Raw genomic sequence first — 16,982 nt, forward strand, 5'->3', positions numbered from 1 at the left:
ACCGAGCCATGTCCGTGTCCGTTGAACCGACGTCCGTCGACGCGAGCGGCAACAACCCGTCGGAGGCGCTGCGGCCGCACGCGGAGACCGCGTTCGCCGACGAACTCGCGGCGCTCGCCGCGCAGGACGACCGGCCGCGGCCGGCCCGCTGGCGTATGTCGCCGTGGGCGGTCGCCACGTATCTGCTCGGCGGCTCACTCGCCGACGGCACAGTGATCACGCCGAAGTACGTGGGTCCGCGCCGCATCGTCGAGGTGGCCGTCACCACGCTCGCCACCGATCGCGCCCTGCTGCTGCTCGGCGTGCCGGGCACGGCGAAGACCTGGGTGTCCGAGCATCTGGCCGCCGCGATCAGCGGCGATTCCACGCTGCTGGTGCAGGGCACGGCCGGGACGCCGGAGGAGGCGATCCGGTACGGCTGGAACTACGCGCAGCTGCTGGCGCACGGGCCCAGCCGGGACGCGCTCGTACCGAGCCCCGTCATGCGGGCCATGGCCGAGGGGATGACGGCGAGAATCGAGGAGCTGACCCGCATCCCGGCCGACGTACAGGACACGCTGATCACGATCCTGTCGGAAAAGACGCTGCCGATACCGGAACTGGGTCAGGAGGTCCAGGCCGTCCGCGGTTTCAACGTGATCGCCACGGCCAACGACCGCGACCGCGGTGTCAACGACCTGTCCAGCGCGCTGCGCCGCCGTTTCAACACGGTGGTGCTGCCGCTGCCGGAGAGCGCCGATGCCGAGGTCGACATCGTGGCCCGCCGCGTCGACCAGATCGGGCGCTCGCTGGACCTGCCGACCGCGCCCGACGGCATCGACGAGATCCGCCGGGTCGTCACGGTCTTCCGTGAGTTGCGCGACGGTGTCACGGCTGACGGGCGTACGAAGGTGAAGTCGCCCAGCGGCACGCTGTCGACTGCCGAGGCGATCTCGGTCGTCACCAACGGGCTCGCGCTTGCCGCGCACTTCGGTGACGGCGTGCTGCGGCCGTCGGACGTGGCCGCCGGAATCCTGGGCGCCGTCGTCCGCGACCCGTCGGCGGACCGCGTGATCTGGCAGGAGTATCTGGAGGCCGTGGTGCGTGAGCGCGACGGTTGGAAGGACTTCTACCGCGCATGCCGGGAGGTGAGCGCATGACCGGGCCCGACAAGTCGGACGCCAGGCGCGGAGCGGGCGGCGAGGGTGCCGTGTCCGGTGGGCCGCTGCTCCTGGGCGTGCGGCACCACGGGCCGGGTTCGGCCCGGGCCGTGCGGGCAGCCCTGGATGCTGCCCGGCCCCGGACCGTGCTCATCGAGGGCCCGCCGGAGGCGGATGCGCTGATCGCTCTGGCCGCTGACGAGGACATGCGGCCACCGGTCGCGCTCCTCGCTCACGTCGTGGACGAGCCTGGCCGCGCGGCGTTCTGGCCGTTCGCCGAGTTCTCCCCGGAATGGATCGCCATCCAATGGGCCCTTGAGCATGACGTTCCGGCTCGCTTCATCGACCTCCCGGCGACACACTCGCTGGCCTGGCAAGAGAAGGCGACCGGGTCCCCGCCACCAGTGCCCGAAGCGTCGCCCGAACCGCCCGCGGAGCCCGGACCGGACCTGTCACCTGAAGCCGCCGCGCAGCCTGGACCAGGTGCGTCGCCCGGACCGGCCGTGTCGCCCGGACCGGCCGTGTCGCCCGGCGAATCCGGCAACCCCGAGGACCCGGACGTCGTCAAGACGCACGCGCCGGCGGGTACTCCCGAGGCAGCCGCGCAGGAGGACGCGCTGCGGATCGATCCGCTCGCCGTGCTCGCCGACGCCGCCGGTTACGACGACCCGGAGCGCTGGTGGGAGGACGTCATCGAGTACCGGGGTGGCGGCACCTCCCAGGCCCTCAAGGAGCTCGGGCACAACGGGGAGGCGTTCGCGCCGTTCGAGGTGCTGGCGGACGCCATGGGAGCGCTGCGTGACGTGTACGGGTCCGGCGGGCACGACCGCGACCTGGTCCGCGAGGCGTACATGCGGATTCAGTTGCGCGCCGCACAGCGCGAGTTCGGCGACGACGTGGCAGTCGTCTGCGGAGCCTGGCATGTGCCCGCGCTGCGGCAGCGGACCACGGTGACCGCCGACCGGGCGCTGCTCAAGGGACTGCCCAAGGTGAAGGCCGACATGACCTGGGTGCCCTGGACGCACCGACGTCTGTCCCGCGCGAGTGGGTACGGCGCAGGAATCGACTCCCCGGGGTGGTACGGGCATCTGTTCAGCGCCCCTGACCGGCCGGTCGAGCGCTGGATGACGAAGGTCGCTGGGTTCCTCCGGGAGGAGGACAGGATCGTGTCGTCCGCGCATGTCATCGAGGCGGTCCGGCTCGCCCGTACGCTCGCGGCGATGCGCGGCCGCCCGTTGCCCGGCCTGACCGAGACCACCGACGCGATACGGGCCGTGATGTGCGAGGGCTCGGACGTACCGCTCGCGCTGGTGCACGACAAGCTGGTCGTGGGGGACGTACTCGGGGAGGTGCCCGCTGCGGCGCCGGCCGTCCCGCTGCAGCGCGACCTCACCCGCCTGCAGCGCAGGCTGCGACTCAAGCCCGAGGCGCTGGAACGGGAGTTGGAGCTGGACCTGCGCAAGGAGACAGATGCGGCGCGCAGCACGCTGCTGCACCGGCTCCGGCTCCTCGGAGTCGACTGGGGCGAACCTGCAAGATCGGCACGCGGCAGCACCGGCACATTCCGGGAGACCTGGCGGCTGCGCTGGGAACCGGAGCTGTCGGTGCGGGTCGCCGAGGCAGGGATATGGGGCACCACCGTGCTCACCGCCGCCATGGCGAAGGCCGAGTCGGACGCCGTCGCCGCCGAAGCGCTCGCCGATGTCACGGCGCTCGCCGAGCGCTGCCTCCTGGCGGAACTCCCGGACGCGCTCCCGGTGGTGATGCGCGTCCTCGCCGACCGGGCGGCCCTCGACACGGACGTCGGCCACCTCGCGCAGGCGCTCCCGGCACTGGTCCGCTCCCTGCGCTACGGCGATGTGCGCGGCACGGACACCCATGCGCTGGCCGAGGTCGCCGCGGGCCTCGCCGAGCGCCTCTTCGTCGGACTTCCACCCGCTTGCGCATCACTCGACGCGGATGCGGCAGCGGAGATGCGCAGCCACGTCGATGCCGTGCACGGGGCCGTCGGACTGCTGGACGAGCCCCGCGAAGCTGGGGCGGAGCCTGGCGGAGCCGAGACGGGGCCTGCTGGAGCCGGGGCGGAGCCTGGTGGAGCTGAGATGGAGCTCGGCGGAGCTGAGATGGAGCGCGGCGACGGCGAGGCGGCGCGCGGCGGAATACGGACGCGCTGGCACTCGGTGCTCCGGGGGCTCGCCGGGCGGGACAGCGTGCCCGGAGTGATCCGCGGCCGCAGTACGCGACTGCTGCTCGACGACGTGGAGTTGGACGGGGACGAGGCCGGGCGCCTCATGGGGCTCGCCCTCTCGCCGGGCACACCGCCAGGGGACGCGGCGGCATGGATCGAGGGGTTCGTCGGCGGCGGCTCCGGGGGCGGCATGCTGCTCGTGCACGACGAGCAGCTGCTGGCCCTGGTCGACGCGTGGCTCACCGGAGTCTCCGCGGATGCGTTCACCGACGTACTGCCGTTGCTGCGTCGCACTTTCTCGGCGTACGAACCGGGAGTGCGCCGCACCCTCGGCGAGCTGGTGCGCCGCGGGCCGGCGGGGGCGTCCGGCCCGGACCACGGCGGGGGCGCGGCACCGCACGGATTCGCGCCGGAGCTCGACGGGCCTCGTGCGGACGGCGTGCTGCCCGTGCTGTCCCTGCTGCTTGGGCTGGACATCCCGGCAGACGACATTCCGGCACAGGCAGACGCGCTACCTGCACCCGCCCACAACGACCTTGCGTTCGCGGAGGCATCGTGATGAGTACGGCTCTGAACACCGACACGGCCGCGCAGCGGACCGACGAGCGGCTGCGGCGCTGGCGGCTCGTGCTGGGCGGGGACGCCGCGGACGGTACCGGTTGTGCGCTCACCGGGCAGGACGCGGCGATGGACGGAGCACTCGCCGCGCTGTACGGGAACGGAGAACAGCGGAACGGGAACAAGGCCCAGCGCGGCAGGGAGCGTTCGGCGGGGCTCGGAGCGTCCGCGCCGAACGTGGCGCGCTGGCTCGGCGACATCCGGACGTACTTCCCGTCATCCGTGGTCCAGGTCATGCAGCGCGACGCGATCGAAAGGCTCGGCCTGTCCACGCTGCTGCTCGAACCGGAGATGCTGGAGGCCGTGGAGGCCGATGTGCATCTCGTCGGGACACTGCTCTCGCTCAACAAGGCCATGCCGGAGACGACGAAGGAGACGGCGCGGGCCGTGGTGCGCAAGGTCGTCGAGGACCTCGAGAAGCGGCTCGCCACCCGCACTCGCGCCACCCTCAGCGGAGCTCTCGACCGCAGCGCCCGGATCAGCCGGCCGCGCCACCACGACATCGACTGGAACCGCACCATCGCGGCCAACCTGAAGCACTATCTGCCGGAGTACCGGACGATCGTGCCCGAACGGCTGATCGGGTATGGGCGGGCCTCCCAGTCGGTCAAGAAGGAGGTCATCCTCTGTATCGACCAGTCGGGATCGATGGCGGCATCCGTCGTCTACGCCTCGGTGTTCGGCGCCGTGCTGGCGTCCATGCGTTCCATAGCGACCCGGCTCGTCGTCTTCGACACGGCAGTAGTCGACCTCACGGACCAGCTCGACGACCCCGTCGACGTCCTCTTCGGCACCCAGCTCGGTGGTGGGACGGACATCAACAGGGCTCTCGCATACTGCCAATCGAAGATCACGCGGCCCGCGGACACGGTGGTGGTGGTCATCTCGGACCTCTACGAAGGGGGGATACGGAACGAGATGCTGAAGCGGGTCGCGGCGATGAAGGCGTCCGGAGTGCAGTTCGTCACGCTGCTCGCGTTGTCCGACGAGGGAGCACCGGCGTACGACCGTGAACATGCGGCGGCGCTCGCGGCCCTGGACGCACCGGCCTTCGCCTGTACTCCCGATCTCTTCCCGGACGTGATGGCGGCGGCGATCGAAAAGCGCCCTCTTCCCATACCGGACATGAGTACCCAACGGTAAGGGGGGACTTGCGCAACCTCAGGAGTCCCGTGCGAGGATCGGCACATCGCCTCGACGGAGCCTTGCGTTCCGGCCCGTCCCCTCGCACGGGAGGATCCTTCCCGATCTTGAGTTTCCCAGCAGCCCTGCCCTTTACCGCTCTGCGCGTTGTGCGCACGGCGGCCGGGCGGGGTGCGCTGCAGGTGGCGCTGCTGCTCGGGGGGTTGTTCGTGCTGGGGCTGGTCTGCGGCGAGCAGGCTCATGCAGCAGAGAGCACCAGGGCCCTGGAGAAGTCGGCTGATGCTGTGCAGCAATCGGCCGATGGTGCGCAGCAGTCGGCCGATGGTGCGCAGCAGTCGGCTGATGGTGCGCAGCAGTCGGCTGATGGTGCGCAGCAGTCGGCTGATGCTGTGCAGCGGTCCGTCGATCCCGGGCAGCCCGTCGGTCCTTCCGTGGGGACGGTCACGGGTGGCGCGATTGACGTCGGCGAAGCCGCCGCCCGTGCGGTCCAGTCCCCGATCGGTCAGGCACGCAAGGTCGTGCGCCCGGTCGTCGAGTCGGCCGCGAAGGCGGCCAACGGGGCAGTCGACGGGGTAGTCGACGAGCAAACCGGCAAGCAGGTCGGCGAGTCGGCCGTGCGCCCTGTCGGTCCGCTGGTCGAGGGGGTCACCGGGGCGCTTCCTGAGATGCCGCCGCCGGCGGATTCCGAATGGCCTGAACTGCCTCGGCTGCCCGGGCTGCCGTCGCTTCCTGGTGGGACGCCGCTCGGCGGCGACGGGGTGCAGCAGCCGCAGGCCGGTACCGGTGACCGGCCCGGTGGCGAAGCTGCGGTGGAGGACGACGCGAGGAAGTCGTCCGACGCTGCATACGGGTCGGCGTACGGCCCGCACGCGCAGGTCGCCGGCCCGGCCGGCCACCTGACGGGTCTCCAAGACGACGCCGCCGCGCACCCGGTGCATGTCCCCGCCCGTACTCCCGGTGGGCAGCCGACAGGCGCGCTCGTCAATCAGTCGCTGTTCGACACTGGTTCTCCGCGGCACGGCGACCTGCATGCCGCGTCATTCGCGGAAGGCGCCCCGTTCCGGCTGGTGCCGGGCGGCACCGCCGCAACCTCCGCCGCGGGCGTCCGCGACAGGCACCGCGACATCAACGAATTCCCCGGCTAGGGCAGCCCTTCCCGCTCGAGACCTGCCGCGCGGGGGCGGGACAGGTCTGCCCGCCGTCCGGACACCCTCCCGTCTCCGGACGGATGCCGTCGGCTCCGGTCCATCGCACCGGGCCGGAACCAGAATTCGAATTTCCCGAAGGATCTGACGCAAGCATGCACAAGAACATCCGCCGTTCCATCGTGATAGCCGCCGGAGTCACGGGCGCGTGGGCGATCGGCTCCGCCGTCGCCAGCGCCGACGAGTTGCCCGCCCACTCCCTCTCCGTGCCGGACACGGTCACTGACACGGTCGGGGATGTCCAGGGCGAGGTCGCCGGTGTGCAGGACGCGGTCTCCGACGTCACCTCCGGCGTCGCCGTCGCCGTCGCCGTCGAGGCCGAGCCGACCGTGACGGACACCGCCGCCAAGGCGAAGTCCATGGCCGGCACGGCCACCGGCAAGACCGCCGCTGCCACGTCCGGCGCAACCGGTGTCGCCACCGGTACGGTGGCCGAGACCAAGTCCACGGTCGCCGACGCCGCTTCCAGGGCGACGGCGAAGGCCAAGGCCACCCACGCGGTGACGAAGGCCGCTGACCGCGCCGAGCAGGCGCGCGCGTACATCGACGCGCAGATCCCCGAGTACGTCTCGTACGCCTCGGCCGTCTCGCACGAGTCCACCGTCGCGGAGGTCTCCGTGCGCGCCACCGCGGAGGCCGCCACGCCCGAGGTCGACAGCACGCAGGACGCTATCGACTACCTGTTCGGCCCCCTCTCCGCGTTCGCGCCGGAGCTCCAGAAGGCCCTCGCCCAGGCCCAGGGCAAGGCCACGCAGGTGGCCTTCGGCGTGCGCGGCACGGCCGATCAGATCGTCCACGGCGTCCACGGCACGGCCGGTCAGCTGACCAGCGATGTCCAGGGCGCGGCGGGACAGGTGGCCTACGAGGCGCATGGCGTCGCGGGCCGGGTGGCCCCCGCCGCTCAGGACGTCGCGGGCCAGGTGACCTCCGGGGTGCCGGGCACCGCTGGACACGTCGCCCACCAGGCACGGGGCGCCGCCGGCCAGGCGGCCTACGCGGCACAGGGAACGGCTGGCCAGGTGGCCTACGCGGCGCAGGGAACGGCTGGCCAGGTGGCCTACGAGGCGCAGGCCACCGTCGGCCAGGCGGCCTACGAGGCGCAGGCCACCGTCGGGCAGACGGCCTCCGGTGCGCACCGCACTGCCGGGCATGCCGCGTACGAGGCAAAGGCCACCGCCGGCCAGGTCGCCTACGCAACCCAGGGCACGGCTGGCCAGGCGGCCTACGAGGCGCAGGCCACCGTCGGGCAGACGGCCTCCGGTGCGCACCGCACTGCCGGGCATGCCGCGTACGAGGCAAAGGGCACCGCCGGCCAGGTCGCCTACGCAACCCAGGGCACCGCTGGTCAGGCGGTTTACGACGCTCAGGGCACCGCTGGTCAGGCGGTTTACGACGCCCAGTCCACCGCCGGCGAGGCGGTCTACTACGCCCAGAGCACCGCTGGCCAGTCGGTCCACGCCGCCCAAGGCGCCGCTGATCAGGCGGTTTACGGCGCCCAGTCCACCGCCGGCGAGGCGGTCTACTACGCCCAGAGCACCGCCGGCCAGTCGGTCCACGCCGCCCAGGCCACCGCTGCCCACTCGGTCCACGCCGCCCAGGCCACCGCCGCCCAGCTCCCCGCCGATGTGCAGAGCCGTGTCGGCGGTGCTGTCGCCGCCGCGCCGACGTACGTCCACGGAGCGGCGGCGACCGCGGCGGCGACCGCGGTGCCGATCGTCGACGAGACCGCCGCGTCCGTGCTGCCGCCTATCGCGGCCACCGCGGTCGACGGCGTCGTCCCGGTCACCGGGCAGGCCGTCGGGGACGCGAGCGTGTTGGCGGGTGGCGTCGTCGGTGATGTGCACCCGTTCGCGGGCGGGGTCGTGGCCGAGGTCGCGCCCTTCGCGGTGGGTGTCGTGAGTCACGACGTGCAGCCCTTTGCCGGTGGCGCCGTCGGTGCCGTGCGGCCTTTCGTGGAGACCGTTGTCGATCAGGTGCAGCCCGTCGTGCAGGGCGTCGGCGGCAGCGCCAACGACCTCGCGTGGGGCGTCACGGGCGACGTCCAGCCGTTTGCCACCCGAGTGGCGGATCAGGCGGAGCCGTTCGCCGGCGGCGTGGCCGGGCAGGTCCAGCCGTTCGCGGAGGACCTGACGGGGACCGTCACCGCCGACGCGCAGCCGCTCGCCGGGAACGCGGTGACGGGCGCCCAGGGCGTCGCCGAGTCGGTCACCCCGAGCTGGGTGCCGTCCGCGTCCGAGGCCACCGCTCACTACACGCAGTACTCCGCCTGATCTCGGAGTACACCGTTGACCTCGCAGTACATCGCTGACCTCGCAGTACACCGTCTGACGCCTCACTGCGCCTACGACGCTTACGGCTTCACGGGCACTAGCGGCGCGTACTGCGTGTGACGTCTGCGGCTTCCACGGATCTTCACCCGGAAGCCGCGCGACGGACGGCGGGCGGTCCCTGTGACATGGGGACCGCCCGTTTTCCCTGCCTGTGGGTGGCCCAAGGGGCGCAATCTGTGACCGGTATCACCGCCTGGGTGTGATCTGCGATTTATGGACCGGAGGCCTACGGCGATAACCTGCGAGACGGACATGCCGCGTGCCCGGACAACCGTGTACGCCTCCCTTGTGACCCCTAGTGACAGCGGAAGTCACGTTGCCCTTCGCGGCACGCCCACGCAGAAAACGAACCGCGAGATCACTGATAGGGACGGACGCGCGTGGACCTGTTCGAGTACCAGGCGAGGGACCTCTTCGCCAAGCACGGTGTACCGGTGCTGGCCGGTGAAGTCATCGACACGCCTGAGGCGGCGCGCGCGGTGACCGAGCGTCTGGGCGGCCGTTCGGTCGTCAAGGCGCAGGTCAAGACCGGCGGCCGCGGCAAGGCCGGTGGCGTGAAGCTGGCCTCCGACCCGCAGGACGCGGTCGAGAAGGCCGGCCAGATTCTGGGCATGGACATCAAGGGCCACACGGTCCACAAGGTGATGCTGGCCGAGATGGCGCCCGAGATCGCGGAGGAGTACTACGTCTCCTTCCTCCTCGACCGCACCAACCGCACCTTCCTCTCCATCGCCTCCGTCGAGGGCGGCATGGAGATCGAGGAGGTGGCGGCCACCCGCCCCGAGGCCGTCGCCAAGATCGCGGTCGACGCCAACGAGGGCGTCACCGAGGCCAAGGCCCGCGAGATCGTCGCGGCCGCCAAGTTCCCGGCCGAGGTCGCCGACCAGATCACCGAGATCCTGCAGACCCTGTGGAAGACCTTCATCGCCGAGGACGCCCTCCTCGTCGAGGTCAACCCGCTCGCCAAGGTCGCCGACGGCCGCGTCATCGCCCTCGACGGCAAGGTGTCCCTGGACGCCAACGCCGAGTTCCGTCACGCGGACTACGCCGAGCTCGAGGACAAGGCCGCGGCCAACCCGCTCGAGGCGGCCGCCAAGGCCAAGGGCCTCAACTACGTCAAGCTGGAGGGCGAGGTCGGCATCATCGGCAACGGCGCCGGCCTGGTCATGTCGACGCTGGACGTCGTCGCGTACGCCGGTGAGAACCACTCCGGCGTCAAGCCCGCCAACTTCCTCGACATCGGTGGCGGCGCCTCCGCCGAGGTCATGGCGAACGGCCTCGAGATCATCCTCGGCGACCCGGACGTCAAGTCCGTGTTCGTCAACGTGTTCGGCGGCATCACCGCGTGTGACGCGGTTGCCAACGGCATCGTGCAGGCCCTGGAGCTCCTCGAGTCCAAGGGCGAAGAGGTCACCAAGCCGCTGGTCGTGCGCCTCGACGGCAACAACGCTGAGCTGGGTCGCCAGATCCTGGACGACCGCAACCACCCGCTGGTCCAGCGTGTGGACACCATGGACGGCGCGGCCGACAAGGCCGCCGAGCTGGCTGCGAAGTAAGGGACGAGGGACACCAACACCATGGCTATTTTCCTCACCAAGGAATCCAAGGTCATCGTCCAGGGCATGACCGGCTCCGAGGGCCAGAAGCACACCAAGCGCATGCTGGCTTCCGGCACGAACATCGTCGGTGGAGTGAACCCGCGCAAGGCGGGCACCACCGTCGACTTCGACGGCAGCGAGATCCCGGTCTTCGGGTCGGTCGCCGAGGCGATCGAGAAGACCGGCGCCGACGTCACGGTCATCTTCGTCCCGGAGAAGTTCACCAAGGACGCGGTCCTCGAGGCGATCGACGCGGAGATCGGCCTCGCGGTCGTCATCACCGAGGGCGTCGCGGTCCACGACACCGCGCAGTTCTGGGCGTACGCGCAGTCCAAGGGCAACAAGACCCGCATCATCGGCCCGAACTGCCCGGGTCTGATCACGCCGGGTCAGTCGAACGCCGGCATCATCCCGGCCGACATCACCAAGCCCGGCCGCATCGGTCTCGTGTCCAAGTCCGGCACGCTGACCTACCAGATGATGTACGAGCTCCGTGACATCGGTTTCAGCTCCTGCGTCGGCATCGGCGGTGACCCGATCATCGGCACCACCCACATCGACGCGCTGAAGGCGTTCCAGGACGACCCCGACACCGACCTGATCGTCATGATCGGTGAGATCGGCGGCGACGCCGAGGAGCGTGCGGCGGACTTCATCAAGGCCAACGTGACGAAGCCGGTCGTCGGCTACGTCGCCGGCTTCACCGCGCCGGAGGGCAAGACCATGGGTCACGCCGGCGCCATTGTCTCCGGTTCGTCGGGCACCGCCCAGGCGAAGAAGGAGGCGCTCGAGGCCGCGGGCGTCAAGGTCGGCAAGACGCCGACCGAGACGGCGAAGCTGGCTCGGGAGATCCTGGCGTAACGCTGGGCGCTGTGCCTGAGCTGTTCTGGCGGGCCCGTACCCCTTGGGGTGCGGGCCCGCCTGCGTTTTCCCTACGGGGCTGGGGTGCGTATTTGGGTGCTGCCGTCCGGGGGGCTGTGCCCACCCGTTCCGCCGTGCGGAACGCCTGCCCACAGCGGGTCGGCGCGGCTGCCCCCAGTTGTCCGTAGTCGGTCAGTTCGGTGTGGGTACCAGGCGGTGCGGGCCCTTGTGGGGGTTCGCCTGGAGGCGGTCGTGGAGGGTTGTGTCTGCCTTTGTGAGGAGGCCCGGGCCCATGCGTGGGGGTACGCCCGTCACCGAGTTGCCTGGGGCCTGTGGGGGCTCGTAGTGCGTCGGTGCGCTCCACGCGGACAGGGCCGTCGCGGCCGCGAGCAATACCGTGGTCGCTACCACCGCTCTCGTCCACAGGCGGGCCCGTCGCTCGCTGTCGGCGCGCACCTCGGCCGCCTTCGGCGTCTGCAGTTTCTCCGCGTCGGCCAGTTCGGCAAGGCGCCGGTGCAGGTCGTCGGGAGAGTCGAGATGGGGCAGCTGCGCGGTGATCGCCTCGCGGGCGTGCAGCAGCCGGCTCGCCGTCGCCGGGGTGCTCGCCTCCGTCTCGGCGGCGATCTCGGGCAGGTCGAGTCCGAGGCCGTCGTAGAGCAGCAGCGTGCGGCGGTACGGCGGCGGCAGGTCCAGGAGCGCGGCGAGCAGTTTGCGGTCGTCGGGGTCCGCGGGGGGTTCTTCGGGCTGACGGTGCGACCGGCGCAGCCGATGCCACGGCGACATGGCGTACTCGTGTGCCGCCGCCCGCACCCATCCCGTCGGATCACGGTCGACGGCGACCTCCGGCCAGCGTTGCCACGCCTGTTGGAAGGCCCGCCCGACGGACTCCCGCGCGAGCTCACGCCGACCGGTGAGCAGGTATGTCTGGCGTACGAGGGAGGGGGCACCGCACGCGTACAGGGCGTCGAAGGCGTCGGCGGGCGTCAGCCGGTCGTCGTCCGGCGCGGCCGCGTCGGCCGGGTGGGCCGGGGCGGTGGCCCGGCCGGCGGGGTGGGCAGGGGCCGCCGGAACCGCCGGGTCCGACGAGTCTTCCGGGTCCAACGAGTCTTCCGGGGCGGGCGAGGGGATGCGGCTCGGCTCGGGCTGCGGGTCCCGCCCGTACTCGAGTACGCGGGTGTCGTGGGCTCGGCTCCGGCGGGCACTCTGTGCTGTGGAGACCGCCGGGGTTGACGGGTTTGATGCTTTGCTGTGCTTGCGGCCGGCCGCAAGTGCCATCAGCGCGGACGGCAGCCTGGTCGCGTCCCTGACCTCGCGCTTCGGTCGCCGCATTGCCCGTGCGAGCATGCCCAGTTGCTCGACGACCTGCTTCTGGGTCAGCGACTTCGCCTTCCGGGGTCTACGCCGCTCCGCCGGGGACGGAAGCGGGGTGTCAGGGTTCTCGCTCATCGGGCACACCCCTCCGTCCGAAAAAGTGCATAAACGTATCTTCGGCGACACATCCGGTATTCGCCTGTTACGCAGAGAAGGTGCGTGTCATTGGCACGATGGCCCCGTGCCCCGTGTGACCGATCGCAGCCCGTCGCCGTCCCGGCCGCCGTCCTCGTCCTCGTCCTCGTCCTCGTCTCATTCCTCGCCGTCGCGGTCCTTGCCTGCGCACGCCGTGCTCTCCCGTGTGCTCGGGCGCCTTCCCGCCGGGCTGGGCGCGGCTCTCCTGGGCGGCGCTGTGGCGGCAGGGCTCGGCCTGGGCTCGCTCGCCGTGCTCGTCACGCTGTTTTGGATCAGCTCGCCGTATCCGGACAGCGGGCCCGGTGGGGCCCTGCATGTCGCCGCCGCGCTGTGGCTTCTCGCGCACGGCGTGGACCTGGTCAGAACCGACACGCTCTCCGGGGTACCGGCGCCCGTGGGCGTCACGCCACTGCTGTTGCTCGTACTGCCTGCGTGGCTGGTGCACCGGGCTGCGCGGGATGCGGCGGAAGGGCCGCCGGTGCCGCCGGTGCTGTCGGTGCCTCCCAAGGGCGGATACGGCGGGGTGTCCGTGCGGCCGGTGAGGGCGGGGGTCGCATGGTGGGGTGTCGTTGCCGGGTATCTGCTGGTCGCCGCGGCCGCCGCGGTGTACGCGGCGGGTGGTGAACTGCGTCCCTCCTGGCTCGGTGCCGCCCTCCGCCTTCCCCTGCTGGTCGCGGTGGCGAGCGGGGTCGGGGTCTGGACGGCCTTTGGGCGCCCTCGGAGGCCTCTGCGGGCCGCTGTCTGCAGAGCGCTGTGCTCGCTGGGTCTGCCGCCCGAGGCTGTACGGCGGGTCGTCGACGGGGCTCTCCCCGATGCCGGCGGGGCGGGGGCCGGTGGTGCAGGTGCAGTCGGCGGACGTGGCGGACCTGCCCCAGCGGCAGCGGCCCCCGGGTCACGGGTCGCTGTCGCCAGGCGGGCCGCGGTCGCCGGGACTGTGGTGCTTGTCGGTGGTGGTGGGCTGGTCGTCGCCCTGTCGCTGGGCTGGCACGCGGGCGCGACCAAGGACTCGTTCCTGCAGATCACGGACGTGTGGTCCGGCCGATTCGCGGTGCTGCTGCTGGTGGTCGCGTTGTTGCCGAACGCGGCCGTATGGGGGGCGGCGTACGGGCTGGGGCCGGGGTTCGTTCTCGGCGCCGGGAACGTTGTGGCACCACTTTCTTTGGGGTCGATGGGCTCGGCGGACGCTGTGGGTTCGGTGGGGTCAGCGGGCTCGCCGGGCTCGGGGAGCTCTTCGGGGTCGTGGACGTTGCTACCGCCGTTTCCGCTGCTGGCCGCGCTGCTGCAGGATTCGCCGGGGGGAACGGCCGGGGAGGCGGGGGGCGCGGAGAGCCTGCTGACCTGGGGGGTCGTACTCGTCCCGGTCGCTGCGGGGGTGACGGTCGCCTGGTTCACGGTCGGGGTGGCTGCGCCTGCCGACGGCGGACAGCGGGACGCGTGGCCGCCCGGGCGGACCGTACTGACCGTCATGGGGGCTTCGGTGCTGTGCGGGGTGGCCATGGCGGGGCTCGCCGCTCTGGCCGGAGGGCCGATGGGGGTGGATGTCCTGAGCCGGTTCGGGCCTGTGTGGTGGCAGGTCGGGGCGGCGGGGGTGGCGTGGACTGCCGGAGTGGGGGTGCCGGTGGCGGTGGGACTGCGGGCCTGGCGTACACGCAGGCGAACGCCGAGGACGGCTTCGGTGGGGAGCCGGTGGGGGCGGGTTTGGCGAGCGCCGTGGGGGTGGGTGGCGCGGCTTGGGAAGCTGCGCGTTCAGGTGCCGCGGGTGTCGGTGCCGCGGGTGTCGCTGCCCCGATGGGGCAGGTTGTCGCGGCGGGGTCCTGCGGCGGAGTCCGCGGGTGCCACGGACGATACGGAGTTCGAGCCGTACGACTTTCTGCCGGTGGAGCAGGGGGTACCGGCCTGGTACGACGATGCCGCGCGAGAGGCACGGTGGGCGGCGCTCAGAGAACGGGACGTCTCGGGGGAACCGCCGTCGCCCCCTTCGGGCGGGATTCCTTCCTAGTGTCCTGCGCCAGAGATCCGTCGGCAGAAGCGGGCAAGGGAGTCGAGGATTTCTTCGGCTGTCTTGGTCCAGATGAACGGCTTGGGGTCTTCGTTCCAGTTCTTGACCCAATGGCCAATGTCGGCTTCCAGAGCCTGGACGTTCTTGTGTGCGCCACGGCGGATCATCTGGTCGGCCAGGAACCCGAACCACCGCTCAACCTGGTTGATCCAGGAGGAGCCGGTCGGCGTGAAGTGCATGTGAAACCGGGGGTGTTTGGCCAACCACGTCCTGATCGCGGGAGTCTTGTGGGTGCCGTAGTTGTCACAGATCAAGTGGATCTGCAGATGCGCCGGAACCTCCTTGTTGATCCGGATCAGGAACTTCTTGAACTCGGCCGCCCGATGCCGGCGATGCAGGGAACTGATGACCTCGCCGGTGGCGACGTCGAACGCGGCGAACAAGGTGGTCAGGCCGTTGCGCACGTAGTCATGGGTACGCCGCTCGGGCATGCCCGGCATTATCGGCAGCACCGGCTGGGACCGGTCCAGCGCCTGGATCTGCGACTTCTCGTCCACCGACAGCACCACCGCACCCTCGGGCGGGTTGAAGTACAGGCCGATGACGTCGTAGACCTTCTCCACGAACAACGGGTCTGTCGACAGCTTGAACGTGTCCGTCAGGTGCGGCTTGAGCTGGAACTTCCTCCAGATCCGGCCGACTGTCGACTTCGACAGACCACTGTGTTCGGCCATCGACTTACGCGACCAGTGGGTGGCGTTCTTCGGGAGTTCCTCCAGCGTGGTGACCACGACCGCCTCCACTCGATCGACGCTGATGGTGGGCGGCCGGCCCGGCCGAGGCTCGTCCGCCAGGCCGTCCAGCCGCTCAGCGAGAAACCGCCGCCGCCACTTGCGGACCGTGTCTGCGGAAATCCTCAGGTCGCGGGCCACCTCGACGATGGGTGGGACGTCAGGGCCCGCGCACGCCAGCACGATCCGCGCCCGTAACGCCAGCGCCTGGGCCGAGTTCGCCCGCCGGGTCCAGCGTTCCAGCACATCCCGCTCGTCATCGCCAAGCAGCAGCGGCTCCAGCTTCGGACCACGACGCGGCACCGGTACCCCGGCAGAAGAACCCATACAAGATCTAACGACGGACTACCGGCGCAGGACACTAGCACCCTGTCGCTACCGTTGTGGGCAGTCGTTCCTCCCGTGCGGCCCGTGAGCAGTCGTCGGGCTCTGGGGGCGCGGCGCCCCCAAGATCAGCTCCGCGTCCCCAACAGCGGCCGGACCTCCTCCGGCAGCAGACGCTCGCACGACTGCTTCGCCGAGTTCGTGAGCGCATCGCTCACGCATGTGTAGTAGTCCCGGTACACAAGCTGCGCGGCGAACGTCGCCGCCACCATGGCCAGCGCGAGCGCCCCCGTCACCAGACCGCTGACCGCCGCCGTGGTCTGCGGCTTCGCGCCACCGCCACCGCCACCGCCACCGGCGCCGGACGCAGGCGCCGGGGTCGATGCCGGTGCCGGAGCCGTCGGGTCCGGCGTGCGCGGCTTGGCGCGCAGCGCGCTGATCCCCCAGTACAGCGCCAGCGCACCGAGCAGCAGCGCCACGTACGGCCAGCTGAAGAGCGCGAAGAAGAAGGCCCACATGCCGGAGAGCAGCGCGTAGCGAGCGCGACGCTGTACGGGGTCCGTGGGGTCCCAGCGCAGACCGGGCGGGCCCTCGGGGCCGCCCTGCCCGCCGGGCCGCTCGCCGAAGCCGCCGGGGGAGCGGCCCGGCTGCTGGTCGCTCCACTGCCGGCCCCAAGGGGAACGGCTCCGTCCGGAGCCCTGGTCGGAGTCCTGCCCGTTGGCAGGGCGGCGGGGCTGCCACGGGCGGTCCGGCGTCCCCTCCGGCGGCGGCGCGAAGGGGTTGTCGTCCTGAGACGAGCCCTGAGGAGACGAGGACGAGCCCTGCGGGGACCCGGCGGAGTCCTGACCGCCGCTCCCCGACCCGTTCGCGTCGCCGCCCTCCGGCGTGGCCGGCGGCGGGGCGGGCCGGCGGTCCCGCAGCAGGGTCGAGCCGCGCTCCCGTCCCGGCGCGAGCCCGTACACAGAGGGCCCCTGCGTGAGCCCGTACGCGAAGGACAGCGGGAGGCGGAGGCTTCGGCCCGGCATCAGGTCCGGCATCAGGTGTGCGTCTTCCCCTTGGTCGATCTGGCGTCGATCTGGCGTTGATCAGTTGGCAGTTCGTCGGTCCGGTGGCGGTTCTTCCGGGCGTCGTCCCCGGTCCCTCGGGCGTCTTGACGGCGTCTCGGGGACGGATCCTCCCCAGACGCTACCTTCCGGCCACGCCCCCGTCCCCCGGGGGCCGCCCCATGTGCCGGTATCGTTGCTGACGGTCGGCCGCTTCGTAGAGTTCCCCGTATCGAG

At 71.3% G+C, this 16,982-nt stretch carries 11 protein-coding genes; 8 read left to right on the forward strand and 3 right to left on the reverse strand.

Going from position 1 to position 16,982, the window contains the following annotated elements:
* The first annotated feature begins 8 nt into the window (after positions 1 to 8).
* From H1D24_RS20965 to sucD, 7 genes are all read left to right on the forward strand, one after another.
* Positions 9 to 1,139 (forward strand): ATP-binding protein, encoded by a 1,131-nt coding sequence (locus H1D24_RS20965; RefSeq protein ID WP_181659202.1) that lies wholly within the window; start codon positions 9 to 11, stop codon positions 1,137 to 1,139.
* Positions 1,136 to 3,886, forward strand: a complete 2,751-nt coding sequence (locus H1D24_RS20970) for a DUF5682 family protein (protein ID WP_220136982.1) — start codon at positions 1,136 to 1,138, stop codon at positions 3,884 to 3,886. Before H1D24_RS20965 ends, H1D24_RS20970 begins: the two co-directional genes overlap by 4 nt.
* A complete protein-coding gene (locus H1D24_RS20975; protein WP_181659157.1) occupies positions 3,886 to 5,088 on the forward strand; it encodes a VWA domain-containing protein in 1,203 nt (400 codons plus the stop codon). Before H1D24_RS20970 ends, H1D24_RS20975 begins: the two co-directional genes overlap by 1 nt.
* Before the next feature lie 182 nt (positions 5,089 to 5,270).
* A complete protein-coding gene (locus H1D24_RS20980; protein ID WP_181659158.1) occupies positions 5,271 to 6,233 on the forward strand; it encodes a methyl-accepting chemotaxis protein in 963 nt (320 codons plus the stop codon).
* Positions 6,234 to 6,388: 155 nt separating this feature from the next.
* Positions 6,389 to 8,563 carry a hypothetical protein gene (locus H1D24_RS20985; RefSeq protein ID WP_181659159.1) on the forward strand — a complete coding sequence of 725 codons (2,175 nt, stop codon included), beginning with the start codon at positions 6,389 to 6,391 and terminating at the stop codon, positions 8,561 to 8,563.
* A gap of 440 nt (positions 8,564 to 9,003) precedes the next feature.
* Positions 9,004 to 10,179: an ADP-forming succinate--CoA ligase subunit beta gene (gene sucC / locus H1D24_RS20990; RefSeq protein WP_181659160.1), complete on the forward strand. Its 1,176-nt coding sequence runs from the start codon at positions 9,004 to 9,006 to the stop codon at positions 10,177 to 10,179.
* 21 nt (positions 10,180 to 10,200) lie between these two features.
* Positions 10,201 to 11,082 carry a succinate--CoA ligase subunit alpha gene (gene sucD, locus H1D24_RS20995; protein WP_181659161.1) on the forward strand — a complete coding sequence of 294 codons (882 nt, stop codon included), beginning with the start codon at positions 10,201 to 10,203 and terminating at the stop codon, positions 11,080 to 11,082.
* 192 nt (positions 11,083 to 11,274) lie between these two features.
* Here the strand turns inward: sucD and H1D24_RS21000 are convergent, their stop codons facing one another.
* The gene (locus H1D24_RS21000; protein WP_181659162.1) at positions 11,275 to 12,528 is read right to left on the reverse strand and encodes a sigma factor-like helix-turn-helix DNA-binding protein; all 1,254 of its coding nucleotides are present in this window, start codon (positions 12,526 to 12,528) and stop codon (positions 11,275 to 11,277) included.
* A gap of 199 nt (positions 12,529 to 12,727) precedes the next feature.
* On the opposite strand from H1D24_RS21000, the gene H1D24_RS21005 reads away from it, so the two are divergent.
* The gene (locus tag H1D24_RS21005; RefSeq protein ID WP_181659163.1) at positions 12,728 to 14,587 is read left to right on the forward strand and encodes a cell division protein PerM; all 1,860 of its coding nucleotides are present in this window, start codon (positions 12,728 to 12,730) and stop codon (positions 14,585 to 14,587) included.
* On the opposite strand, the gene H1D24_RS21010 is transcribed toward H1D24_RS21005, so the two are convergent.
* Both H1D24_RS21010 and H1D24_RS21015 read right to left on the reverse strand, forming a co-directional pair.
* Positions 14,584 to 15,681, reverse strand: coding sequence for an IS630 family transposase (locus H1D24_RS21010; RefSeq protein WP_374064273.1), 1,098 nt, complete (start codon positions 15,679 to 15,681; stop codon positions 14,584 to 14,586). The two genes, H1D24_RS21005 and H1D24_RS21010, sit on opposite strands and share 4 nt — an antisense overlap.
* Before the next feature lie 149 nt (positions 15,682 to 15,830).
* The gene (locus tag H1D24_RS21015) at positions 15,831 to 16,727 is read right to left on the reverse strand and encodes a hypothetical protein (protein WP_374064279.1); all 897 of its coding nucleotides are present in this window, start codon (positions 16,725 to 16,727) and stop codon (positions 15,831 to 15,833) included.
* Positions 16,728 to 16,982: the final 255 nt, after the last annotated feature.

Source organism: Streptomyces himalayensis subsp. himalayensis, from assembly GCF_013778455.1.
Lineage (GTDB): Bacteria > Actinomycetota > Actinomycetes > Streptomycetales > Streptomycetaceae > Streptomyces > Streptomyces himalayensis.